The organism is Candidatus Taylorbacteria bacterium (assembly GCA_039934295.1).
Lineage (GTDB): Bacteria > Patescibacteriota > Minisyncoccia > Phycocordibacterales > HO2-43-120 > HO2-43-120.
The window spans coordinates 20,248-42,285 of record JBDTMN010000009.1 but is presented as its reverse complement, the minus strand read 5'-3'; the positions used below and the strand labels follow the sequence as shown (position 1 = coordinate 42,285).

The window sequence follows — 22,038 nt, the reverse complement described above, 5'->3', positions numbered from 1 at the left end:
AGGTTAGGTTATTTCAAGGGTATTTTTATAGGTTACTTTTATCCACTTTTTTACGACTTTTATCCCCTTGTTACTAACATCTTGTGAACCACTAATCAACAGTTAGATGAACATACTAATATACGGATAAATTCCTAATATACCAATGAATACTAATAATCAAAACCTCATTTCTTATTAGTTTTTATTCGTATATTTCTTCATTGGTATATTGGTATGCTTAAAGCAGTGCTCGTATCTGTACCAAATCCTCCACCAGCGCGTTGTTAGTCTTCAGGTCATTTTTAATCTTCTCGCACGAGTGAATCACAGTGGTGTGGTCTCTTCCCCCGAGTTTCTGGCCTATGGACGGGAACGAAACATTGCAATCCTCGCGCAAAATATACATGGCAATCTGTCTCGGGAGAACCACCTCCTTCCTTCTTGTCTTATCATACAGGGTATTTTCCTCTATATTGAAGTAATCCGCGACGGTTTTCACGATATCTTTGACCGACAGGTTTTTTTTGGGCTTTATGCTCGCTTTTATCAGATTTTTTATCTCAATAAGCGCCAACTCCTTGCCCTTAACCTGTGTCTGGCAGATGATGGAGTTCAAAATACCTTCAAGCTCTCTGATATTGCCCTCTATAACGCCTGCTAAGTAGTAAATAACCTCGTCTTCCAGCAAGAAGTTGCTCTGTTTTGCCTTGGCCTTTAGGATCGCAGCGCGGGATTCTTGGTCCGGAGGCGGAATGTCCACAATCATCCCCTGCCCGAACCGCGATTTCAAGCGGTCCTCAAGGTTCGGAATGAAGTTCGGATGCTTGTCCGAGGAAAAAACAATCTGTTTGTTATTCCCATAGAGAGTGTCGAAGAGATGAAACAATTCTTCCTGACTTTTCTCCTTATTGGAAAAAAATTGTATGTCATCCATGATAAGCACATCGTATTTTCTGTATTTCTCCTTAAACTGATTGATTTTATTTGCTTGCATCGAGCCCACATAGTCCACCACGAACTTTTCCGATGTAACATAATGAACTTTTTTTGATGGGTGGGTGTGTTTTATGTAATTTCCGATTGACTGGATTAAATGCGTTTTTCCGTGGCCGGTGTCGCCATAGACAAAAAGAGGATTATACGCGGTTCCCGGCTTCTTTATGACCGCTTGGGAGGCGGCATAGGCGAGCTCGTTGAAAGGCCCGATAACAAATGTATCAAACGTGTATCTTGGGTTTAAATTGTCTTCTTTGCTTATATAATGGTCGGCAAGCGGTAATTCCCCTGTCGGGTTTAACGGTTTAGGGGCTTCGCTCTCCTTCTTTTTCAATTCTTTTGTCACAACGTACTCTATTGACCTGATATTTTCGCCAAAATCTCGGAGTGATTTCAAAATGAGCTTGTGGAATTTATTTATGAGCCAGTCTCGGATGAATTCATTGGGGACACTTAAATAAATTATCCCGTCGTCCTGTTTTAGTATGTACGTATCCTTAAACCAGGTAGTAAAATTGGCTTTTGAAACTGAAAGTTCCATTTCAAGAAGGACTCGGTTCCAGAGTTTCTTGTCGTCTATCATAATTGTGTTTGAGGGTGAATCAATCAAGGAGGTTTTAGTTATTTATTCTTCATTATATACCCAACTTGCGATAGTCAAACTTGTGCAGTGGTTATAAACATGTTGATAAACTGTGGAGAAGCTCCACAGTAATCATAAATGACTAATAACTGAATAACTTATTACAAAAATAAATTTTTTTTCAGTCTGGTTATTCAGTCATTCAGTTATGCGTCATTAGTTTTGGGTTTGGTTGCTTTTGACTAACATTTCTGATAAGATTTTCGAATTCCCCTTTAACCTAAAAGCTAATAGCTAACAGCTACCCATCATGTCCTTCACCTACCATCCAAAAAAACGCAAAAGAGCCCGTTCGCACGGATTTCTGGTCCGAAGTAAGTCTCGCGGAGGAAAAAACACTCTTATTCGGAGGAGACGAAAGGGGCGAAAGAAGCTCACAGTGTAGTCGTGTAGCGTGTAACGTGTAACCTGTAACGTCTGAGGGGATAAGAGAAAATTTCTGTTTTTCTTATCTTACGTTACAAGTTACACGTTTCGCGTTACACTTTCTCCATGTTACCTAGACAAAGACGAGTCAGCCGCGTTCTTTTTGATACAGTATTAAAGCAAAGCCGGCTGACTTCGTCGGATTTTTTTACGCTTCGACTCCATAGCTCTCTCGAAAAATTCCCTGCCCGAATCGGGGTCTCGGTTTCGAAAAAAGTGTCCCCTCTTGCGGTTAAGCGCAATCTTATAAAAAGGAGGGTGAATAGCATTGTACAAAAAAAAGAGAACGAGCTTAGAGATTCCATTATTGTTGTTCTCTTTCCAAAAAAATCTATTCTTGACCTTTCATTCTCGGACCTCGAGAAAGAAGTTGTCTTTATTTTGAGAAAATCAGGAGCTTTAAGGGACATGTAACGTGTAACATGTAGCATGTAACGTAAGAAAAGAGATTTCTCTTCTCAGACGCTACACGTTACATGTTGCGCGTTACACTTTTGGAGCGTTTTACGCTACACTATACCCATGTCTTACCTTTACAATACTTTCGTGTACGAGCCGTTATACAACGGCCTCGTTTTTTTATTATCAATTTTGCCCCATTATGCGAACGCAGGTATCGCAATCATTATTTTCACGATACTGGTCAAGCTCATTTTGTTTCCTCTCTCCAAGGCTTCCATTAAGAGTCAGATAAAAATGAAAGAGCTTCAGCCGAAGATGGACGAATTAAAAGAGAAATATAAAAATAACAAACAAGAACAGTCTGTACGCATAATGAATCTCTATAAAGATAATAAACTGAATCCCTTTTCGGGAATATTTCTTCTTTTGATTCAGTTCCCTATCATTATCGCTCTCTATACTATTTTCGCGCATGGCGGTCTACCTTCGATTCGTACCGAGATTCTTTACTCTTTTGTTCCGTCAGTGGCTTCGGTTGACATGCATTTTCTGGGAATTAACCTAGCGGAGAAGAGCTTAATTTTGGCTCTCATTGTGGCCGTTTCGCAGTATTTTCAGATAAAATTGACACTTCCGAAACCTAAAAAGACTACTCCTTCTTTGTCCGGGAAGAACGATATGAAGGCAGACATGATGCATAGCATGCAGACGCAGATGCAATATGTGCTCCCCATTTTAATTTTTGTGATAGCGTATCCTTTTCCTCCCATCTCAAACGTTTTTCCACATTTACCCGCCGCTCTCGTTCTTTACTGGGTTGTGAGCAACCTCTTTATGATAGGACAGGAAATCTTCGTAAGACGAAGGATGTTGAACAAATAACTGAATAACTAATAACTGAATAACAAAATCAAGAAGAAGAACGGATAGATTTTTTGAAACCTCCCAATTGATCTGAAATACTTACAGCAAGTGTTTCGATTTCTGCAAAAACGACAGCATCAACTAACGTTATATCTCGAAGTACATCCACTGCCGCAAAAGATTCAAAAAGAGAACCGAGCGCTATATCAAAATATCGATTCAATTCAGCATCAGAATGCTTCCCGCTCCCTTCAGCAATGTTTAGTGTTACAGAAAGTCCTGCTCTTACAATCTGACTACCTATTTCGTATCTGTATTCTTTCGGTAATTTTTTAACTACTTTTACCAAAAGAGAAAATAATTGTTTCGAATCAATATACACTTGCCACTCGATAAATCGGAACTTCTTCATGGTTATTCAGTCATTCAGTTATTTGTTATTCAGTGGCGGAGGTCGTTGCGACACTCTCGCTTAGCTTCAAGCTCCAGAAGGAGCTATTTTTTTTGTTTGTGAAGAAGAGGTAATTTTCGTCAGGGTCGAGAAACAGTTTAGTTGCGTCAACTTCGTCTCCTCCGGAGAGATCTTTGGGCTTTGCAATGAGCTTGTTCTCGCCCGTTTCAGTATTTATTCTCCAGATTTCGTCCGAGAAAGAAACAAGTCCTTGATACCAGCTATCGGGGTACAACGCCAGAGGCAAGACGCTAGGCACCGCACAGTAGATGAGAGAGAGGTTTAAGGCGCTCCACACGCATTTTTCAGGAAGGGTGTTAAGGCTCAAAGGCTCCCGTGTTTTCTTCTTTACATCGAAAAGCCCTAGGTTATATCCATTACCACTGCTTTCCCCTAAGAGAACCATTTGAGCATTAGGACTCGTGAGTGTGGTCAAACCTAAAATGTTACCGAACAATTTTTGCAATTTCGCGCCACCGCTATTTCCAAAGTAGAAGAACCCATCTTCCACTCCGGAGGGCCTCGTTGTAAAGGTGAGCGTATCTTCTTTTGGCCAAGAAATTTGGAAGTCCGATAGAGGCGAATTGAAAACCTCTACCCCTTTAAGCCCGTTTACATCCGAAACGACGCCTACTCCCCTGCCGACTTTCTCCGTGAAATAAAATAGTTTATTTCCGGCGTTATTAATTGATAACTCTTCAATATTTCGCGGAAGGTATACCCCCTCGAGGGTCATGAGTGAGTCGGGGTTAACGACTTCTTCCTCTGTGGCGCCTAAGGAGAGAATTTTTGTCGTAGTTCCGGGCCTCAACCTCGCGTAATAGGTCTCGATGTCCTCGGTGCCGTCAAGGATTCTTCGGATGTAGAGCGAATTTGCGTCTTTCCCCCAAATCGCCTCGACGATTTTTGGAATAGTGGTATTTGAAATTCTTTTCAGATTCCATGAGTTCGTGTCCGTCTCATACACGTTGCCGGTGGCGCGCTCGATGTATCGCACGATAGTGCTCACTTTTGTATCAACCACTATTTTTTTAGCGATGGCGCCTGCAACCGGATTCGCGCTTATTTTGCGAAGCTTTGGAATTATGCCGCTCCCCGTCACAATCGTCTGGCCGGAAGAAGTGTTGGCACTGGTTGAAGTCGAGACCCCTGTTCCTTGATTGATGCCAATGTCTTGATTGCCGATGGTGAATGTGACTTGGCTGTCGTTTGCGGGCACTACCGACACGCTTCCTTTGTTTCTTCCGAAGAAAAAGTAGTAGGCGATAAATCCAATAATCACCAAAATCAATATGGCAATGATGACGATTTTAAGTTTACTTTTTTGTGGGGGCATTGTATTTGGTCAATTTTATTTTTTAGCCGGCTCCGGAGCGACCGGATTTGTTGCGTTCAGATTAAACTCAAGGAGCTTCGGGTTGATGGTGTAGAGAATAAGCCATGAGACTAATGCGAGGAGAAGACCTAAAACGGCGTTCGTTATTTTCTCCTTGCCCTCGCTCTTTCCGCTTATGGCGTCCGTGGACATATACTCGATTCCGCCGATTACAATCATCACAACGGCGAGAAGCCCTGAAACCGCTATTAGGATTTTGAACATTCCAGAAAGATAGCTCGGCAGTAGGTACTTATCCGCGCCTTGACCGGGGAAAAATTGTGGAGGTAAGGGAGCGAGAGGCTGGTAGCCAGTGGCTGGTTGAGGTTCCGGGGACTCCGCATGACTAATATTTGGAGAAATACTGAAAACGACTCCCATAAGAATAAAAATCGGGATTATGAAAGAAAGAAGAATTGTTTTTTTTCTTAGGCTACTCATACATTAAAAAGTTGCCGACGGCGCAACTGTTTCTCCGAATTTCATTAATAAAGAATTCCTCGAAAACTGAAAGATTTTCCCCACGCTTTTCACCTCCAGACCAATTGCCGACTCCCCTGCTTCCTGTGTGTCCTTTCTCAAGGTAATCGCGCTTCTTGTCTCTTCGGGTACTACGTTCCCATTTAAGGTCCATGAGTAGAAGATGTTTGAATCTCTTTTCAAGGTTGAGAAAAAGAACGGTACGGCTGTAAGGGTGATTTCTTTCCCTGCAAGGGTGAATTCAGAAGGGAGCGCCTTCTCGTAGAATGTTCCCAAAAGCGGATTATTTTCGTAGAACAGAACAAAGGGGCTGGTTTCGTTCAAAGACAGATTTCCCTTTGCTTTTGTGTTTCCTGAAAGCGAGGAAGCGACGACGTCGATTACCATCGTCTTTATTACGCTCGGGCCTGTTACGAAGATTACATCTTTGCCGAAGCCGGAAGAATCCTGAAGCAGTTTTCCGTTCAATTTCCATTCAAAAATCAAATCTTTTGAATCTATTTTTACTCCCCGCTCGTCCACCAAGTTCGGCATGGCGACGATTTTTACATCCGACTGCGGAGTGTAAAGCGTCTTGCCCGGATAAAGGGGCGGAGCGTAAGTGGAGGCTTCCCAAAGCAGGTCAATATTTCCGGGACGGATGGAAATGTTTCTTGAAATCGTTTCCCCCTCGTAGGTTTGGATGCGTATGAGAAGCGTGGTAACCGACCCAACACCTCCAACGCTAAATTCAAAATGCTTCAGTCCTCTCGCCGTTTGAGGCGCTCCCTTATTCAGGGTCCATGAGATAGTGGCTTTATTGAGGTCGTTCTGATAGCTCTGAAGGTCAACCGTCACAAAATCGCCGGGAGCAGGCACGGAGGGAATCATAGTAACCGCGAGCAAGTCAGAGCTCTCTGGCAATTGCAAACTTTGAGCAAGGCAAAATGACGCGGGGAATAATACTGTCAATAGTATTGCACTTATATATCTAGAAATATTTGCCATAAAACATCGATGCTAATATACGAATTATGCGAATGAAACGAATAGAGTCATCAGAATTTTATTCGCATGCCCTATTCGTAAAGGGTTCTTAACTATTTTACCACATCTTCTCTTTCGAAACACCTAGACTGATTCTTTGTACTTTCCTCGAGAGCCCTCCACACGTTCATGTTGCGGATTGTTGCGAAGATCAACTACATTGTTTGAGGGTTTCTCCGCTGTGGGAGAGGGATTTCTTGGAATTGGCGGTGGCGTAGACCCACCTCCATCTTGAGGTGAAATTTTGGCTCTAATTTGCGATGCATTCTCTTCCATTTCCGGAGTACCCCTTTGTTGTTCCTCGCTTTTTTCAATCACTGGAGGAGTCTGACCGGTTTCTGCCATAGGGCGTCCGCTCGCCCCAATTCTTGGAGGCACGGCGCCCTGGGGGGCGGATTCTCTTTTCAAATCACGATTTGCGGCCACCTCCATCACTTTACCGAGGCCCGTGCCCTCGGCTTTCTCTTCCGCTTTTTCCCACGCCATGATGAGAGCTACATCCAAACTCCAAAGAGGAAGGGCGTCAACCACAGGTATGAACTCTCCAACGAAAGCTCCAATCATGCTCCATATTTTTTTGGACGTCATTTTCACACCTCGCAGATAAAAATAAATAGGGAGAATCATTCCTACCGCTATATCGATGAACCTATTAATTATTGCTCCTATGACAAAAAAATCTAGAACAATTTGGACGGCGTCACAAATAATAGTCGCAGTGAGAACTAACCCCCATTCAAGATTCCCTATTTTATGCTTACTTTTTTTTGCCGGCGCCTTTTTTGCTTGATTTGCTTTTGGCTTTCCCTCTTGCCCAATTACAGGCGGTACTTCCCCAGGTTCTGCCATGGGCCTACCGCTCGTCCCGATTCTTGGAGGCACAGCACCACGAGAGGGCATGGAGGAGGCTGGTGCGGGGGTTGTGGAAGAAATAGGCATGGATGAAGATGCAACGTGTAGCATGTAACCTGTAACATAAGAAAGAATTTTCTTTTTTTGTGCTACATGTTATATGTTTCGTGTTACATGTTTAACTCGTCTTTCGCTTTTTTGATCGCGAGAATTTGCGATGGGTCGGAAGTGATGATTTGGTCTTCGGTGTAGGATGCAATAATTTTAATCGCCACGTGCTTCAATCCGACAAAGAAAAGACCTTCCCCTACATCGGACTCCAAAAGTAGATATTTTTCTTCTTCCGTGAGATTGAATATGCTCTGGAGTTTGTCTATCGAGGTTTGTGACTGTTTCAAAAGAATCTGAATCGAGGAGTTAGTGAGAATAGGCAGTCCGTAAGGTGATTTCAAGAAATCGTCCACGTCCTGGGTAATAGTGGCAAGCCCGAGATAGTATTTTCTTCCGCGTTTCGCGAGAGAAAGGAGAAATGACGCGGTGTCTTCCGACTTCATCATCCACCACGCCTCGTCAATGACCAGCAGTCTCTTCTTCAAATTTTTACGCACCGCATTCCAAATGTAGTGAGTAACGATGTACATGGCCACGGGCTTGAGCTCGTCTTCCATGTCTCGAAGCGAAAACACAATGAACTTGTTGTTGATATCGACGTTTGTCGGACGGTTCAAAAATCCTGCCCAGGTTCCGCGCGTATATTTCGTTAGTCTCTGAACGAGAGAATCTCCTCCCTGCATTCCTGCAAGCACGAGCTCGAAGTCGGAGAGAAGCGGAGGCTCAATATTTGAAAAATCCGAGTCGGCGTTGATGTCTTTTAATGAGTAGGTTTCAGCGATTGCCCTGTCAATGATGGCATCCTCTTCCGGGGTGAGGCCTCCAAGCATGATTCGGAAAATTCCCACAAGGTTGATGATGTTTGAGCGTAGGACGTCGGACCCGGACTCCCCTTCCCTCGGTATCGGCAAATCGAACGGGTTGATATGGTGGGGAGAATTGAGCGAGATGTTGAAATATTTTCCACCCATTGCCTGCGACAAATACTCGTACTCGCGCTCGGGGTCGAGGACAATAACTTCTGTGTCAAACATAAGCGTTCGGATAATTTCGAGTTTTACGGAATAGGAATTGTGGACAAAAAGGCCTCCATAGCCCGCAAAGAATACTTCGTTGTCCACAGTGAGGTCGTATACATATTTTTCCGAAGTATTTTTATATTCCTCAATTTCTACAATTTCATCAAAAAAGAGGTCAGAAGAAATAAGCTGTTCAAGTTTTGCAAGAATTTCCTTTGCTTTAGGGATATTTTTTTGAAGCGACGCATATCTTGCAGAAAGGAACGAGGAGGCAGTCTGAAGCATTGCGTAAGAAGTATTTTCTTCGGGTTTTTCCCGAAGTGCTGGCCGGAGAGAAGGAGAAAAAGCTTTCATGTCTTCTCTCAAAAATGCAAATCCTTCATCCAGAAGCTGTTTTAGAGAGTCAGCAGAGGGACAGGGCATTTTTGCTACGCTAAACGCCTTCAAGGCATTTGCCACTCTCGGTTTCATGCCATTTCGTATTGTAGGCCAGCTAGAACCGAGTTCTTGCCAAAGGAGCTCGTTGATTTTTTTGTTTTTGTCGGCAAGCTCCAATAGACTTTCTATGGTAGGCAAATGAGAAAGCTCCGCGAACAATTCAGCTTTCGTCTCAATCGTTTGGAGTGTCTTAGATACATTTTCCACAATCTCTCGAAGCTTTTCTCGGGAAGGATGATATATTTCGCGCTTTACTGCATGGAAATCGCTGTTATTTTCATGGACTCTGATCGAGTTGCCTAAAAGCAATTCCAGTTCCTTGAAAATGTTGCCAAGCCCGGGAATGACATCAACATTGGTGTTGGCGTTTTTCTTTAAGCCAAGAAGAGCTGAATTTTTTCTCTCTGAAACGAAGCCAATCTGCGCTCTGAATTTATCCAGATTTTCTTGTCCTGATATCGAGAGCTGATAATAATCTCCCATTCCTTTTCCGGGAATTTGTTTTTTTCTTGGAGAAATTCTAGCGATGATGCCGAAAAAATTCAGAAGATAGGCAAGATCTGAAACGAGCATTTTTGACTTTGAAACAGCCGTCACTTGAGCGCCGTCCACTCCCCCATCTCCCTCAAAGTATGCTTTCAAGAAATTTGCCTGCACTTCTTTTCCCGCTTCGAAAATCACAGAGGGAATTCGTTTTGTTCCCGACTTTTCTTTCATACCGAGCGCGGATAAGAGGGCGACAAACGTCTGGTCGCCACTTCTTATTGAGTTAGGCGTGCTAAATGCGCAAACGCCTATTTTTTCGAGGCACTTTTCGACGTCACGGAGTATATCTAGGTCAATATTGGTTACGATAGCAATATTCTCCGAAATGGTTCCCTCCGAAACAAGGTATCCTAAAACTCGCCCAAGCTCCGAAGACACAGGAATTTTTGACGAAAGACGACTTATTCCATTAGATGTAGTGAAGATGCAGGAAGAAAGGCGGGCATCATTGAGGGAAATCTCTAATTGTGCGAGTATTTTTAGAAAATATTGGAGTGGAATTCTTCTTTTTTTCGAGTAAAGATGAAGATACTTGTCATTGGTGGCGTCAATTATCTTTTTATGCAGGAATGCATAATTTGACGATACGATTTCATTTCCGCCGATGATATACAATGGTCTGTTCTTCAACAGTTCAAACAGATTTAGGGAAAATTCTTTTTCTTCGCTTCTTTTCACATTTCTCGAAAGCGGAAGATATTCGCCTTTAACCACTTCAGTACTCTTTAACACTTCGATTTCACCATCTCGCAAAATAAGCATATTATGGTCTCCTGTTGTTTCTATGGAGCGTCCGCTTCGAGTTTTGAAACGATAGAGTTTTTCTGGGGCATCTTTTCTTGCCGCAACACTTACCTTGCTCCATTCTCCACTGTAAGACTTGTTAAAGCTCCAGACTTCAAGATCGGGGTCTATCACTCCTTCCATTTCATGGTCGATAGGCGTGGCTCCCTTTTCTTCAATCAATTTTTCCACAATTTCTCCTATCGGCATAAGACTCACGGTTCCCTCTTTGCGGACAAGCACTGGTTCATGTCCTAAAATGCTTTTACCGCTTCCCGATTTTGCGAAACAAATCGAGTTGTAGTTCTCAAGTGAAAATCTGTCAAACAAAACCAGGCTCGAGTTGTGGCGGTTGATGCCGTAGAGTATTCCCTTGTCGCTCGTGAGGTCGAAAGAGATAAATGGGAAAAGTGAGGAGAGCGGTGAGGAATTCATCTTCGAATGCACCATGAGGTTGTCTGTGCAAATGGGAAGGACGCTCTTGTACCCTTGTTCCTGCTGGAAAAGAGCCGGTCGGAGATACACAAGCTTGGCCTCAAGGATGGATTTGATCTCCGATTCGATTTTATCGAGCTCTTCAATGGTTGAGCCATAGATTGAAATATACAAACCGACGTCGAACAACTTTTCTTGAGCTTGCTGGAGGCTGTCTCGCAGATTTTCAAGGTCCTGGTAGGCGGTATCGAGCATCGGGTCGCGCACGAGCCCCTTGCGCTCCCTATCGTGAATCTGGCTCTGAACCTCCGCCACTTTCTTTTGGAATTGCTTCAGGACCGTCGCCGTTTCTATCGGATGGACGAAAATAGAGATGTCGAAAATTTTGTCGAGGTTGATGATTGGCGAGAACCAGCCTTCGGAGAGAAAACGCGGGTACGAAATGACGAAGAACGTTCGCACTATTTTCTCCCCGAGGTTCAACTCTCGTGGACCCACTTTGACTGCCGATGGAGCGATGACGTCCTTAAGTTCGAGCGCTCCAGACTCGTAGATTTCCTGTGGCAAAATAGAAGCGACCGTTTGCGGACGCATTTCCTTGTTTTCTTTTTTTCCAAATAGCTTGCTTAAGAGTCCCATAATATGTGTAGCGTGTAACGTGTAACGTGTAACGTAAGAAAATTAGAGACCCGATAATGTTCCCCAAAGCATTTTTCCTATTCGTTCCGATAAAACAATGAGTTCATTATACTCTTTTTCTTTCATATAACCTCTTTTGAATGAAAAATATATCAAATACTTGCTTTCTTTAAGTGATCCGTACGAAGTTTCCAAAAAGTTTTTCAACACCTTGTCTCTTTGCCGAGCATACCCTTCAATGTAGTTTAAAATGACTGACAAGGCAGATCTTTTTAATTGCGATGTTAAACCAAATATCTCATCTTTCGGAAAGTTTTTTGTGCAGTCATAGACCTTGTTCACATATTCATCCATCAATTCCTTCAGCTCCTCATGAAAAGTTTTTTTCTTCTGCTCCATTTCTTTCTAAGTTACCCTCTTCTCAGACGTTACATGTTATACGTTACACGCTACACATCCAACTAAATTGACACAAAACATAGTCGCTTCGCTCGTTGTTTTGTGTCAATTTAGTTGGATTGGCTTCTCTGTTTCTCCCGGATTGAATATCTTGTAGAAAAGCTCCACAATCTCTTCCGTTCCCAACTGCACCACACGAATGCCCGAACGAGTAAGCCCCTGCTCAACCACCGACACTCTCTGCTGAAGCTGGGTTCGGCTTTCCTCGAAACTGTCCGATTTTTGCTTCACTTCTTCGACAGACCCTCTTTTTGGAAACCATTTTTTCTTGAACATCTCTTTCCCCTGAAGAGCCCCGGGAGAGTAGGGCACGACGACGAAGAATGTTTTGGTCATAATGCTCACCTTGTCGGTGAAATTTTTTACGAATGCTATGTACTCGCGAGTCTGGAGCTTCAGAAGGTCGCCCTGCTGTTCTTTGTTTCGCGCTTCAAGAAGGGCGATATAGGGGCGAATATCAAGTCTTCGCGACTCCATGAATATCTGTACCGAAAAATCAAGCGAGTTTAGGAACGTCTGAAATTGGAAAATAATCGCCTCCTGGTTTTCGGCGGACTTTAGGGCGAAGTTTATGGAAGAAGTCATGATAAGCGCGCGCAACCCTCCGTCTTTGAGGACCATAATATTATCGCGGATTTCTTTCACGGGAATAAAATCTTGCGACGCTTTGGATTTGAGTATTTGTGGCATTTGTGATTACAGTATATCACATGAGATTTACTCTTGTTCGCTCGTTGGGGGCGACAATAGTTTGTAACGTGTAACGTGTAACGTGTAGCGTGTAACGTAAGAGAATTAATATCTTTTCAGACGCACATGTTACATGTTATGTGTTACATACTCTTTCGCTCCATCGTCTCTTTCGTTCCCGGATTCAGCACCTCTTTGGTATCGAGGTTCCAGGTGAGGTCTTTGAGCTTGCTTTCGCCCAGTTTGGGGACAAAGAGAAGCGCTTCCTCGGCTTTTTTTTCTTTAGGAATGATTTTTTTCTCTTCTTTTTTCCAGATGTAGAGTTTTTCGCCAACAAAGTATCGAAGAGCATTTTCCATTACTTCTACGAATGGCTTTCCGTAGCGTTCCCTTGGAAAAAAGGCAAGCGCTAAGGCGAGAGCAACAACTGGGATTACCATGATAATGGAAACGATAAAAGGAAGAACCATGTGGAGGAGTGCATAGAAAATATACGCCATGCCCGCTCCTCCGGCGAGGTAGATGAATTGCTTCAGGGTGAATGGCCCGAATATCTTATCTTCGACGTTTACGAATTGTGGCACCTGAAATCTCATAAGAAGCTTTTAGCTATTAGGTGTTAGCTGTTAGGTTTAGTAACTTGGAGCTTGGTGATAATACTATTTAACATTTTAGAAATTTCCATGAGTAGGTTCTCTACTTCAAAGTAATTGAATTTCTTAGTTTTTGGTAACTGTTTTGCAATTTCAATTTGTGTTTGAAGCTCTGAACAAGAACCGAACGCGATTCTAAGAAATTGTGAGAAATCTTTTCTTGTGCCTCTTCCCCTACCTTCTGCAATGTTAGAAGCAATAGATACCGAGGATCTTCTCATTTGAGAAGTTAAACCGAATATTTCTTCTCTAGGGAAATTTTCTGTGATTTCATATATTTTTACTGATAGCAAAACAGATTTCTGCCAGACTATGAGGTCCTTATATGAGTTTATCATATTCTAAAAGCTAAAACCTAACAGCTAATAGCTAATAGCTAACACCTATCACTTCGTCTGCTCCCTATACGGGTCCCTTTCATACGACTTCTGAATAGGTCTCGCGGGCTGTATCACTTCCTCTTTATGTGGCAATGCGGTAATACCGCTCATTTTTTGGTCAATAATACTCCCAACTACTCTTTCTTCTCTTTTTTCATTGCTGACACCTGACACCTTAAACCTAACAGCTTCACTCACCTTCTGCACCTGTGGGTAAATCTCCTCCGGTCTCATATCCGGCCGCACCTCTACTCCTCCTTTGGGAGTAGGATTGGAGAGTGTGTAAGGCACTCCCACTTGTGCGGGCAAAGGAGGTCTTACGGGAGTAATCATCTCCTCTCCCGCTATCTCCCTACCCTCCACCACCTTCTCCGGATTTTCGATTCCTTTTAGAATGCTATCTCTATCCAAGTCGTTTTCTTTTTTCGGCCCCCCATCGCTCGGTCGATTTTTGACGTGGGTTTCCGTTAGAATTTCTCCAACAGGCATAGGAAGTGGAAATTTATCTCCAAGATCCGATTTCAATTTCTCAATGATTTTCACTATCTCCTTGGTAATTTTTTCTGCACTTTTTTTGTTTTCAGGGTTGAGGAGGATGTTTACTCTATCGGACAGAGTACTCATATTAGAAACACCTGTGAGAATATTGCAGGCCTCGCCAAAAAGTTCATCTACCTCTCCAAATGAGAGATCGTAGTCCTGGCATACTTCGCTTATGCGAAATACTAAATCATAATCAGATTGTCCTCTGAGTTTATCAGGAAGTGTCGCTAATATTTTGTCTAGTAAAATTTCTTTTTTCATTTTTTTATTTTACCCTTTTTATGGAGTGGTGCCTGCTGCTGTTCCCGGCGGTGTTGGTCTGGCTGGGGGGCGGTTTATTCCGCGTGTTATCTCAGTTCCATCCTTCAATTTAAATTTATAAGTGTAGTTTCCTTCCATAAAGCTTTGTGCTTCTTTTGCATCAGACCTTATCCATTTCAAGAATTCATCATTTTCTGCGCTCATTTTACTCATTCCCTGTTCCTGTCTCCACTCTTCGATTAGGAGGTGGTTGACGACCTGTTCAACGTCATCTTTATCCTGTCTTTGAATCCAAACAGCGTGAGAACGAGACAATTTTCGACCGATGTTCGGATCATTTCGAAGCCAATTTCTAAACTTTCTCATCTCTTCGTACGTTTTTCCAGAAACTGCGTCTGTAAGATTTTTTTCTCCAAAATCTTGGAATTTTTTGTTGAATTTAAGCGTATGAGTTTTTCCCGTTCTGTCCGCAACATCGTGTGTTCCCACAAATAGTTTTTCCAGGTCTTCTCCGGCGTGATAGGCATCTTTATATATTTTTCTTAGACCTTCTTTCAGGTCATCATTAATTTTTTCTGCCTCATGATTAATTTTTCCATCAGCATCTCTGATGTTAATTAGAAGAGCGTCTATGCCTTTCAAACTATCTGTCGCATCCACAAAATCATATGGCTTCAAGTCTCTAATGTGGTCGGAATCTGCCTTACCCACCATGCTACTTTCTCTCATTCCTTGGATAATGCCATATCGATAAGACGAAAGTCCTCTTTTCATAAACTCTTCCGGGTTAGACCAATAGAGCAGTTCAACATCCTTAAGGTCTGCGGCGCGCATTTCTTTGTGTATTTCGGGAAACTCGGAACTCATGTCGGGTGCTTTTCCGCCCTTAAAATTTTTCGCAATTTCAGCGAGTACCGCCTGCCCCTCCGCCTCTGTTGTCGTCTTTGAAAATTTTTGCTCCAACTCCTTATATTGCAATCGTCTTTCCTCTAATTTATCGAATGCAGATGTGATATGTTTGTTTCTCGCAGCTATCATGTGTTCTTTTTCGTCTGTTTCTAGCCGATCTCCGTCCATGACTGCTTGGACTTGACCTGTCGTCGCGTTTCGCATGAAATTTGCATCATTAAAGAGATGCTTAGGAATGACTTCGGCAAAATCATGTGGGTCTATTCTCGAGAGTTTCCTCTGCATTAATTTTACATACTCATCTTTTTCCTTCGCTTTTACTGCCATCGTGTCGTCATCACCTTTGAGCTTTGCAGCTTCATATTCTGCATCTGCATTTTTAAAGGATTGGGTGAGGCCTACAACGTCATTCTTAACATCAATATCTTCTCTTTCAGCTTTGAATCTTTTCGCCTCTTCATAGCCCTCTTGAGCTGACATTGTGCCTTGCCATTTAGTCTCTGTAAGCGCGCCGGTCGTGTATTCTCTAAGAGCGTTTCCAAAAGGAGTTCTCCCAAACTTACTTTCTTCGAATTTTTCGTTCAATGTTCGGATGCCGGTAGCTCTGACTGCGTTTCTTCCCAAGAAACCCTGGAATCTATCGGCATACTGCATAAGCCCGTGGCCTCCCGCTTCGCCGATTTTCTTGGCAATGATAAGCGAGGCAATCATCATACAGATAATGATTGCAAAATTGAGCACAATGCCGAAACTAGCTTGCGCATTTGCCCACAAAACGCCGGCGAACCCGGAGTCAGCGTTTGCGCCGACAGCCGTTTTAATTCCCCCCGCAACTTTAAGCGTTACCCATATCATCATCATCAAAGCCGGAGCAAATATCGCCTGTCCCAGAAGAGTGTCCCACCACTTTTTGGAATGTTCTGAAAAACCGGGCAAGACCATGCCCACAAATGCGAGTGGCGAGAGAATCATGAGGATAATGAGGAGAACAAATCGAATAACAAAAAGGAAGGCGGTTACGAGAAAAACAATAGTAGTAATGATGATAAAGACCGATCCTCCCAATGTGGCGAACAAGAAAAGACCTGTCGAACTATATATATTTGCCGCTTGAGAACCAACTCCGCTCGGAGTTTTGCTCGTCGCATCATAAATGGATTGAAGTTTCAAGCTTCCCATAATAGAGCCAGACATACCGCTGAATTTTTTTCCACCAACAGTTGTGCCAGTAGTTCCTACCGCTGCATTTCCGAAATTCCCCACTCCCGGCATATTTTTATAAAACCCATACGCCAAAATATTCGAGCCGTCAACAATAACTTTGGTGAAAAACAGACTGAAGTTGATAAGAAGTGCGGCAATAATTAGGTGAGCCAGGAGTTTTTTTGTTTCCCCTCCTGCTATTCCAAGAATGGTTCTTATTGCAATATAGAGCAGGGCAAAAATGAAAAACATATTGGCAAGGTCTCTGATAGTCATCCAAGCAGTGTTTATTGCGCTTATATTTGCAAGGGTTCCCTTCATATTTACGAGCGTGACTTCAAGTGTCAAATTGAGCAAAAGCCCGGCAAGCCAGAGGAAAATAGCCATTATCTGGAGGATAATATTTCCTATCAATTGCAAACCCCATTGGATGCATACATCAATATTCATTCCACGCAACCATGTGAAACACTCCCGGTTTTTCGTGTCCGCATTCTCTAATTGCCCAAGTTGTTTTTTTAAATTAGTTTCCTCTGTGCTGAGACGTTTTAGCTGAGCTTGCGATTCTTCAAAAGTTCTCGTCGCACCACGTTCATCCGGGGTGGTAAGTGCTGACTTTTCCATCTCAATTTCATGAAGACGGTTCTTAATTGTAGTTATTTTTTCTGGGGCTCCTTGAGCAAATGACTTTTCCACCCCAAAAGCCCCAAAGACTCCTTGGAAAATTACTGCCGATATTAATATGTATGATAAGAATTTTTTTGCCATCAGTTTTTTCCTATGTATCTCTCTCCTCTCATGTTAAATGTTACATGTTACAAGTTTTGTGTTACATGCTCACCTCTTCAACCCCTTCGATATCACTTGGTTCATGAGTTGATTCAAGAGAGCTGAAAGAATATCGTCAATCTCTTTAGCGGTCTCGAGTGTCGCTAGGTTACTACCGAGCGCTCTGTCTGCCTGTTTGACGATGATTGACCCCGGGGTCGTTATGAGCCCGGTTTCTGAATCGGTAATTGAATGAAAGCCGTTTCCCCAGTCCAATTTTTTCAATTCTGTATTTACGCGGGAATTTATGGCGTTGTTCATGCTGTTGTTTGCGGACACCCAGGAGCCGTAGACGTTGTTTTCATCATGCGTGGTGAGGTCAAGCCAACCGTCCCAACCGACGTCGTTGAAGTCATCGCTCGTGTATTTTGCCACCTGCGCGATTCGAGATGGCGTGCAGTAGGAACGATAGTCGTCTCTGCCACTGTAAGAATTTCGCAATCCAATTTGAATGTCGAGTTTGAAGGGGCTACAAAGAAAGTCTAGCCCCGCTCCTTCGATGAAAAATCCGGCCGTCTGGTCGGCAAGGTCTCCAAAAAATTCTCCTGGATTCTCAATAAATGTCGGACTTCCTTCAAATCCGTTGTTAATCCAGACCACAATGCTATTGGTAATTTCTTGTGTGAAGGCGTTGATGCATTTGCGGATAGCAGTATTTTGAACCAGCTCCTTTTCTCGAAGGTCGCTCGTTTGTTCTGCTGTAACGTCAATGCCTGCGTTTGATATAGGCACAGCATTTGATAGTACGCCACCTATTGCTCCAGTAACCTTCCCTTTTATGTTTTGTTTCAGTTTATCAATTCCGATTGCGATTATAAGACTTGATATACAGCCCTGAACTCCGCTTCCCACAGCTTCTGCTTTTTGATAGGGAGCGAGAACAGAGACTCCGATGATGGAGACAATCAGAAAAAAAGCAGTGTGTCTTGATAAATGTGTGAATTTATTGGTCACAGTGGCGGAGTGTGTAACATGTAACTTGTAACATATAACATGATTAAGATAGAACGAATGAAATCAAAGCTTAATGAGGATACCCCACAACATTTTCCCTATTTCCTCGGCCATTTCCACTAGTTCGTTATACTCTTTTTCTTTTATCAGTTTTCTTTTGAACGAAAAATATATCAAATACTTGCTTTCTTTGAGAGAACCGTAAGAAGTTTCAAGGAAATTTTTAAGAACTTTATCTCTTTGTCTCGCAAATCCTTCTATATAATTTAAAATCACGGAAAGAGATGATCTTTTCAATTGCGACGTGAGTCCAAATAGTTCATCTCGAGGAAAATTATTTGTGCAGTCATAAACTTTGTTAACATATTGATCCATGAGCTGTTTCAGTCTATCGTGAAAATCTTTTTTCTTCTCTTCCATTTCTTTTTTTCTTACGTTACATGTTACATGTTACATTCTTCTCCCGTATCGCATGTTCCATGCCATTATATCCCATACATGAAGCTATATCCAGCGTCTTTATCTGTGAATATCACTTTTCTGTCATTAAAATATTCTTGCAAGGAAAGAATTGAGTCGCGAAGACGTGTTGCGGAGGAAAGATGTCCATTCAACAATATTAGGAGTTCAAATTCGTCTTGGGCCGCTTTCCGCATTGCTTGTAGGGACCCCAGAACCTCCGCAGTTGCGTTTACAAACTCTACATGAAGGCTCAAAGCAGAACGTGGCACGTCCATGCTTAGTTCGGATTGCAAAGTGGCCTTAAATGAAGCGATAAAAGGGTCTAATTTCGGGAGTTCACTTTTATCCCCACTATCTGCAAAGCGCTGAAGGATCAAAAGCTCGTTTTCTGTCTGTGGTGGACTATCGATTATCATTTGACCTAGGCTGTTTCCGTATGAAAAATAGGCGTTTTCATTGTCGGAGTTTCCCACATGGATGTCGGAACTCGTATACTGGTCCTCTGTTATCGTCCCCTTTTCTTGAAGTATGCCATTTACCAGTTCAGTTATCGTCGTCTCGTCCATGGTTGCTCCTGAATTCTTCAAAATCATATATTTCTGAAAGAGCTCTATTCCCAGCTCGCCTGTTGGGGTTAATTCTTGCTGGGCTACTTCCGCTTCTTCGGAAGCAGTGTTCGCTTTTTGCGCTAAGGAATCGTTTGGTCCGGGAACAATAGGGTTTCTTCCCGATTTAACTTCTATGTTATCGCTTGTGCCATCGCCGTCGGTGTCCGGATTTTTGGGGTCTGCGTTCCAGAGCGTCTCTTCCCAGTCCATGAGGCCGTCATTGTCGGAATCGAGCTCCGCTTGGGAGGCGGATTTCGTGTTTTGGCTTTTGACGACCACGTCTTGACTTGTCTTAAACTCTTTTTTTCTCGACGCGAACAAAACTCCGGTCAAAAGGAGAAGAGAAAAAATAATCGCCGCGACAATTTTGAAATGTCTACGCTTCAAAGTATTAGAAGTATAACAAAAATTACCGGCGGAAAGTAGGGAAAGACTTCGTATACAGTTTTTTTTCTTATGTCTGGAAGGGACGTGAAGCCAATTTTACTGTCTAAGTGAAGTTCCTATCAAAAGTATAGTACCGCCTTGGACCGGGTCAGCATCTTCGCATTCAGCTTCAATATCAACGCAGAACGCGACACGGAACGCTTGTCCTACGGTATTTTGACTCATCCCAACGTAAACATTTTTGTAAAGATAGTTAACTTTTGGGTTTGCAATGTCAGCCCAGCTTATAAAAAAGTTACCACTATTTGAACCACTTACAGTAAGTATGAGCCCGTTACAACAATATTTTATATAGGTAATCTTTCCGCCAATAAGATTCATAACGCCAGCTTGGGCGCTCGTTTTTTTCTCATTGAAAAATAACGCTCCGCATATAATCAGTACACTTAAAATGATTGCGAAGATGTTTCTTTTATTCATTTTAGTTTTTCTTTATTTGAATGGTAAAAAGAGCCGCATCCACGCTTTCGCCATTTTTGTTATTGACACTCACGTAGAGAGGAATGTCCAAATCAGGAATATTTTCTCCCTTATTTCTAATTCTTTGCAGTTCTTCGAATGGAGGATTACTGAAGATGAATTGAATTGTTTTTCCATCAAAAGACGGTACATCTGAGTAGGTTTTGTATGTAGTTACGACATCGTTTAGGGGTGTAAAGTTTTCTCCAATTATGGTTATCTCTGTTCCATCGGGTCCTTGGAGGGGACTAATTTCCTTGATTACAGGAATGTTTGTGGGAAATACTTCAGGCGTTGGCGAAGGTGAAATGGTAAGCGGGGGTAGGATATTAGTGCCGAGACTGTTTAGTTTTGCGCGCGTCAATGGTCCCACAAATCCACTTCCGCCTACAAGTCCAGCTGGCACGAGTATTTCTGCGCTATATTTGTTTTGAAATCGAATGACGGCCTGATGTGTTGCAGGTCCGAAATATTCTGTTTCAAAACCAGTTGAACCAGGACCTATTTGGGCGACATTAGTATCTGGGTCGCTATTTAGTTGTTGTTGAAGCGCCAATACGTCTGCTCCCCTGCTTCCATATGAAAGGTTATTGAAAAATTGGAAAGACGAAAGATTTGTTTGTGCGAGGACAGGCTCTGAAGCGCAAATGCCGAGGAGAATAATTGTAACTGCAAATTTTCGATTGAAAAAAATATTCATAGAGTATCTCCAGTATATCATTTTGTATTCACCGGTAACACCAACCTACATTTTACACTCCAAGGAGTCTCCTTGAAGCGAAAATATCAAGGTCGGGCCTTGATAAAATCATGTCAAGGTTAAACCTTGACATTTAGTCGAGAGATTTGAGGCGGAGAATGATGTTTTTCCAGTCGGAGAGGGAGAGGTCTTCTGCCCGGGAGTTCAGGTTCAAACCTAAGTCAGTGAAAATTTTCTCGAGTCTGTCTTTTGGATAGTCGATGTTGCTTATCACCTTCTTTCTCTTTTGGGAGAAGGCTTTTTTTATGACTGAGAAAAAATTGTCTTCATCAATATCTATAAAGAAAGTTTTAGAAATTGAATCTATTTGTAAAATTGCCGAATCAACATTGGGTACAGGAGAAAAATATTTCTTTTGAACGGTCATCACATATTTAGGAATGCCATATGCTTTGACTGAAATGGAAAGTATGCTTTCTTTTTTGTCCTGCGCCACTATCCTTTTTGCCACTTCCTTCTGGAGCATGAGGACCATTCGGGAAGGCTGATTGTCACAAGACAGAAAAGTGCGGAGAAAGATGCCTGTGATGTAGTAGGGCAGATTAGCTATTAGCTTATAGCTATTAGCTGTTAGCTTAAAAGAAGATGGGTTGAATTTCAGAATGTCCTCATTGACTAAGATTAGTTGGCCAGTTCCGACTTCGTTGGAGAATTTGTCCTTGAGAAATTCCATCATCCGGTCGTCTTTTTCGACTGCGATAACGTGAGCGCCGGAATCCAGTAGCCCTTCGGTGAGCGCGCCTCTTCCGGGGCCTACTTCAAGCACGGTCTCCCCCGCTTCCAATTCCGCCGCCCCGATTATCGTTCGAAGCGCTTCTTTTGATTTGAGAAAATTTTGACCGAGAGATTTCTTGGCGTAAAACATGATTGTGATGATGACTAAAGAAAAATTACCTCGATGCTAATCAACGAATATATGCGAATGATGCGAATAAAGGAATTAAATTCCATTTG

Annotated in this window: 22 protein-coding genes; 3 read left to right on the top strand and 19 right to left on the bottom strand. The window is 42.6% G+C overall.

Annotated features, from left to right (window positions below; all coding sequences use genetic code 11):
• Nucleotides 1-220: 220 nt before the first annotated feature.
• Nucleotides 221-1,561, bottom strand: a complete 1,341-nt coding sequence (gene dnaA / locus ABI430_03470) for a chromosomal replication initiator protein DnaA (GenBank protein MEO8637933.1) — start codon at nucleotides 1,559-1,561, stop codon at nucleotides 221-223.
• Nucleotides 1,562-1,871: 310 nt separating this feature from the next.
• Between dnaA and rpmH the strand changes: the two genes are divergently transcribed.
• The 3 genes from rpmH to ABI430_03455 all read left to right on the top strand — a co-directional run bounded on the left by rpmH (nucleotide 1,872) and on the right by ABI430_03455 (nucleotide 3,331).
• On the top strand, nucleotides 1,872-2,006 hold the full coding sequence (gene rpmH / locus ABI430_03465; protein ID MEO8637932.1) for a 50S ribosomal protein L34: 135 nt from the start codon (nucleotides 1,872-1,874) through the stop codon (nucleotides 2,004-2,006).
• Between the two features lie 107 nt (nucleotides 2,007-2,113).
• Nucleotides 2,114-2,461 (top strand): ribonuclease P protein component, encoded by a 348-nt coding sequence (rnpA, locus tag ABI430_03460; GenBank protein ID MEO8637931.1) that lies wholly within the window; start codon nucleotides 2,114-2,116, stop codon nucleotides 2,459-2,461.
• 108 nt (nucleotides 2,462-2,569) lie between these two features.
• Nucleotides 2,570-3,331, top strand: a complete 762-nt coding sequence (locus tag ABI430_03455) for a YidC/Oxa1 family membrane protein insertase (GenBank protein ID MEO8637930.1) — start codon at nucleotides 2,570-2,572, stop codon at nucleotides 3,329-3,331.
• A gap of 28 nt (nucleotides 3,332-3,359) precedes the next feature.
• Here ABI430_03455 and ABI430_03450 read toward each other — a convergent pair whose 3' ends face one another.
• The 18 genes from ABI430_03450 to rsmA form a co-directional block, all read right to left on the bottom strand.
• Nucleotides 3,360-3,725: a four helix bundle protein gene (locus ABI430_03450; protein MEO8637929.1), complete on the bottom strand. Its 366-nt coding sequence runs from the start codon at nucleotides 3,723-3,725 to the stop codon at nucleotides 3,360-3,362.
• A gap of 25 nt (nucleotides 3,726-3,750) precedes the next feature.
• Nucleotides 3,751-5,100: a hypothetical protein gene (locus ABI430_03445; protein ID MEO8637928.1), complete on the bottom strand. Its 1,350-nt coding sequence runs from the start codon at nucleotides 5,098-5,100 to the stop codon at nucleotides 3,751-3,753.
• A gap of 15 nt (nucleotides 5,101-5,115) precedes the next feature.
• Nucleotides 5,116-5,580: a hypothetical protein gene (locus ABI430_03440; protein MEO8637927.1), complete on the bottom strand. Its 465-nt coding sequence runs from the start codon at nucleotides 5,578-5,580 to the stop codon at nucleotides 5,116-5,118.
• A 3-nt stretch (nucleotides 5,581-5,583) separates the two neighbouring features.
• A complete protein-coding gene (locus tag ABI430_03435) occupies nucleotides 5,584-6,522 on the bottom strand; it encodes a hypothetical protein (protein MEO8637926.1) in 939 nt (312 codons plus the stop codon).
• A 207-nt stretch (nucleotides 6,523-6,729) separates the two neighbouring features.
• Nucleotides 6,730-7,494, bottom strand: coding sequence for a hypothetical protein (locus ABI430_03430; protein ID MEO8637925.1), 765 nt, complete (start codon nucleotides 7,492-7,494; stop codon nucleotides 6,730-6,732).
• Nucleotides 7,495-7,667: 173 nt separating this feature from the next.
• Nucleotides 7,668-11,468: an LAGLIDADG family homing endonuclease gene (locus tag ABI430_03425; protein ID MEO8637924.1), complete on the bottom strand. Its 3,801-nt coding sequence runs from the start codon at nucleotides 11,466-11,468 to the stop codon at nucleotides 7,668-7,670.
• Nucleotides 11,469-11,510: 42 nt separating this feature from the next.
• Nucleotides 11,511-11,867 carry a four helix bundle protein gene (locus tag ABI430_03420; GenBank protein MEO8637923.1) on the bottom strand — a complete coding sequence of 119 codons (357 nt, stop codon included), beginning with the start codon at nucleotides 11,865-11,867 and terminating at the stop codon, nucleotides 11,511-11,513.
• Between the two features lie 105 nt (nucleotides 11,868-11,972).
• Nucleotides 11,973-12,617 (bottom strand): hypothetical protein, encoded by a 645-nt coding sequence (locus ABI430_03415; protein ID MEO8637922.1) that lies wholly within the window; start codon nucleotides 12,615-12,617, stop codon nucleotides 11,973-11,975.
• 143 nt (nucleotides 12,618-12,760) lie between these two features.
• Nucleotides 12,761-13,213, bottom strand: a complete 453-nt coding sequence (locus ABI430_03410; GenBank protein MEO8637921.1) for a PrgI family protein — start codon at nucleotides 13,211-13,213, stop codon at nucleotides 12,761-12,763.
• Between the two features lie 23 nt (nucleotides 13,214-13,236).
• Nucleotides 13,237-13,608, bottom strand: a complete 372-nt coding sequence (locus ABI430_03405; GenBank protein MEO8637920.1) for a four helix bundle protein — start codon at nucleotides 13,606-13,608, stop codon at nucleotides 13,237-13,239.
• Nucleotides 13,609-13,656: 48 nt separating this feature from the next.
• Nucleotides 13,657-14,454 carry a hypothetical protein gene (locus ABI430_03400; protein ID MEO8637919.1) on the bottom strand — a complete coding sequence of 266 codons (798 nt, stop codon included), beginning with the start codon at nucleotides 14,452-14,454 and terminating at the stop codon, nucleotides 13,657-13,659.
• A gap of 18 nt (nucleotides 14,455-14,472) precedes the next feature.
• Nucleotides 14,473-17,334, bottom strand: coding sequence for a DMT family transporter (locus ABI430_03395; GenBank protein MEO8637918.1), 2,862 nt, complete (start codon nucleotides 17,332-17,334; stop codon nucleotides 14,473-14,475).
• Nucleotides 17,335-17,403: 69 nt separating this feature from the next.
• Entirely contained in the window at nucleotides 17,404-18,348 is a 945-nt protein-coding gene (locus ABI430_03390) for a hypothetical protein (GenBank protein MEO8637917.1), read from the bottom strand.
• 63 nt (nucleotides 18,349-18,411) lie between these two features.
• The gene (locus ABI430_03385) at nucleotides 18,412-18,768 is read right to left on the bottom strand and encodes a four helix bundle protein (GenBank protein ID MEO8637916.1); all 357 of its coding nucleotides are present in this window, start codon (nucleotides 18,766-18,768) and stop codon (nucleotides 18,412-18,414) included.
• Between the two features lie 65 nt (nucleotides 18,769-18,833).
• Entirely contained in the window at nucleotides 18,834-19,805 is a 972-nt protein-coding gene (locus tag ABI430_03380) for a hypothetical protein (protein ID MEO8637915.1), read from the bottom strand.
• Between the two features lie 96 nt (nucleotides 19,806-19,901).
• On the bottom strand, nucleotides 19,902-20,285 hold the full coding sequence (locus tag ABI430_03375; protein MEO8637914.1) for a hypothetical protein: 384 nt from the start codon (nucleotides 20,283-20,285) through the stop codon (nucleotides 19,902-19,904).
• A gap of 1 nt (nucleotide 20,286) precedes the next feature.
• Nucleotides 20,287-21,024, bottom strand: a complete 738-nt coding sequence (locus ABI430_03370; protein MEO8637913.1) for a peptidoglycan-binding protein — start codon at nucleotides 21,022-21,024, stop codon at nucleotides 20,287-20,289.
• Nucleotides 21,025-21,157: 133 nt separating this feature from the next.
• Nucleotides 21,158-21,949, bottom strand: coding sequence for a 16S rRNA (adenine(1518)-N(6)/adenine(1519)-N(6))-dimethyltransferase RsmA (rsmA, locus tag ABI430_03365; protein MEO8637912.1), 792 nt, complete (start codon nucleotides 21,947-21,949; stop codon nucleotides 21,158-21,160).
• Nucleotides 21,950-22,038 lie beyond the last annotated feature (89 nt).

What these genes read in the sequence shown, in the direction of transcription:
- dnaA (MEO8637933.1), bottom strand. Translation starts at nt 1,561, where the DNA reads ATGATAGACGACAAGAAACTCTGGAACCGAGTCCTTCTTGAAATGGAA.
- rpmH (MEO8637932.1), top strand. Translation starts at nt 1,872, where the DNA reads ATGTCCTTCACCTACCATCCAAAAAAACGCAAAAGAGCCCGTTCGCAC.
- rnpA (MEO8637931.1), top strand. Translation starts at nt 2,114, where the DNA reads ATGTTACCTAGACAAAGACGAGTCAGCCGCGTTCTTTTTGATACAGTA.
- ABI430_03455 (MEO8637930.1), top strand. Translation starts at nt 2,570, where the DNA reads ATGTCTTACCTTTACAATACTTTCGTGTACGAGCCGTTATACAACGGC.
- ABI430_03450 (MEO8637929.1), bottom strand. Translation starts at nt 3,725, where the DNA reads ATGAAGAAGTTCCGATTTATCGAGTGGCAAGTGTATATTGATTCGAAA.
- ABI430_03445 (MEO8637928.1), bottom strand. Translation starts at nt 5,100, where the DNA reads ATGCCCCCACAAAAAAGTAAACTTAAAATCGTCATCATTGCCATATTG.
- ABI430_03440 (MEO8637927.1), bottom strand. Translation starts at nt 5,580, where the DNA reads ATGAGTAGCCTAAGAAAAAAAACAATTCTTCTTTCTTTCATAATCCCG.
- ABI430_03430 (MEO8637925.1), bottom strand. Translation starts at nt 7,494, where the DNA reads ATGGCAGAACCTGGGGAAGTACCGCCTGTAATTGGGCAAGAGGGAAAG.
- ABI430_03425 (MEO8637924.1), bottom strand. Translation starts at nt 11,468, where the DNA reads ATGGGACTCTTAAGCAAGCTATTTGGAAAAAAAGAAAACAAGGAAATG.
- ABI430_03420 (MEO8637923.1), bottom strand. Translation starts at nt 11,867, where the DNA reads ATGGAGCAGAAGAAAAAAACTTTTCATGAGGAGCTGAAGGAATTGATG.
- ABI430_03415 (MEO8637922.1), bottom strand. Translation starts at nt 12,617, where the DNA reads ATGCCACAAATACTCAAATCCAAAGCGTCGCAAGATTTTATTCCCGTG.
- ABI430_03410 (MEO8637921.1), bottom strand. Translation starts at nt 13,213, where the DNA reads ATGAGATTTCAGGTGCCACAATTCGTAAACGTCGAAGATAAGATATTC.
- ABI430_03405 (MEO8637920.1), bottom strand. Translation starts at nt 13,608, where the DNA reads ATGATAAACTCATATAAGGACCTCATAGTCTGGCAGAAATCTGTTTTG.
- ABI430_03400 (MEO8637919.1), bottom strand. Translation starts at nt 14,454, where the DNA reads ATGAAAAAAGAAATTTTACTAGACAAAATATTAGCGACACTTCCTGAT.
- ABI430_03395 (MEO8637918.1), bottom strand. Translation starts at nt 17,334, where the DNA reads ATGGCAAAAAAATTCTTATCATACATATTAATATCGGCAGTAATTTTC.
- ABI430_03385 (MEO8637916.1), bottom strand. Translation starts at nt 18,768, where the DNA reads ATGGAAGAGAAGAAAAAAGATTTTCACGATAGACTGAAACAGCTCATG.
- ABI430_03375 (MEO8637914.1), bottom strand. Translation starts at nt 20,285, where the DNA reads ATGAATAAAAGAAACATCTTCGCAATCATTTTAAGTGTACTGATTATA.
- ABI430_03370 (MEO8637913.1), bottom strand. Translation starts at nt 21,024, where the DNA reads ATGAATATTTTTTTCAATCGAAAATTTGCAGTTACAATTATTCTCCTC.
- rsmA (MEO8637912.1), bottom strand. Translation starts at nt 21,949, where the DNA reads ATGTTTTACGCCAAGAAATCTCTCGGTCAAAATTTTCTCAAATCAAAA.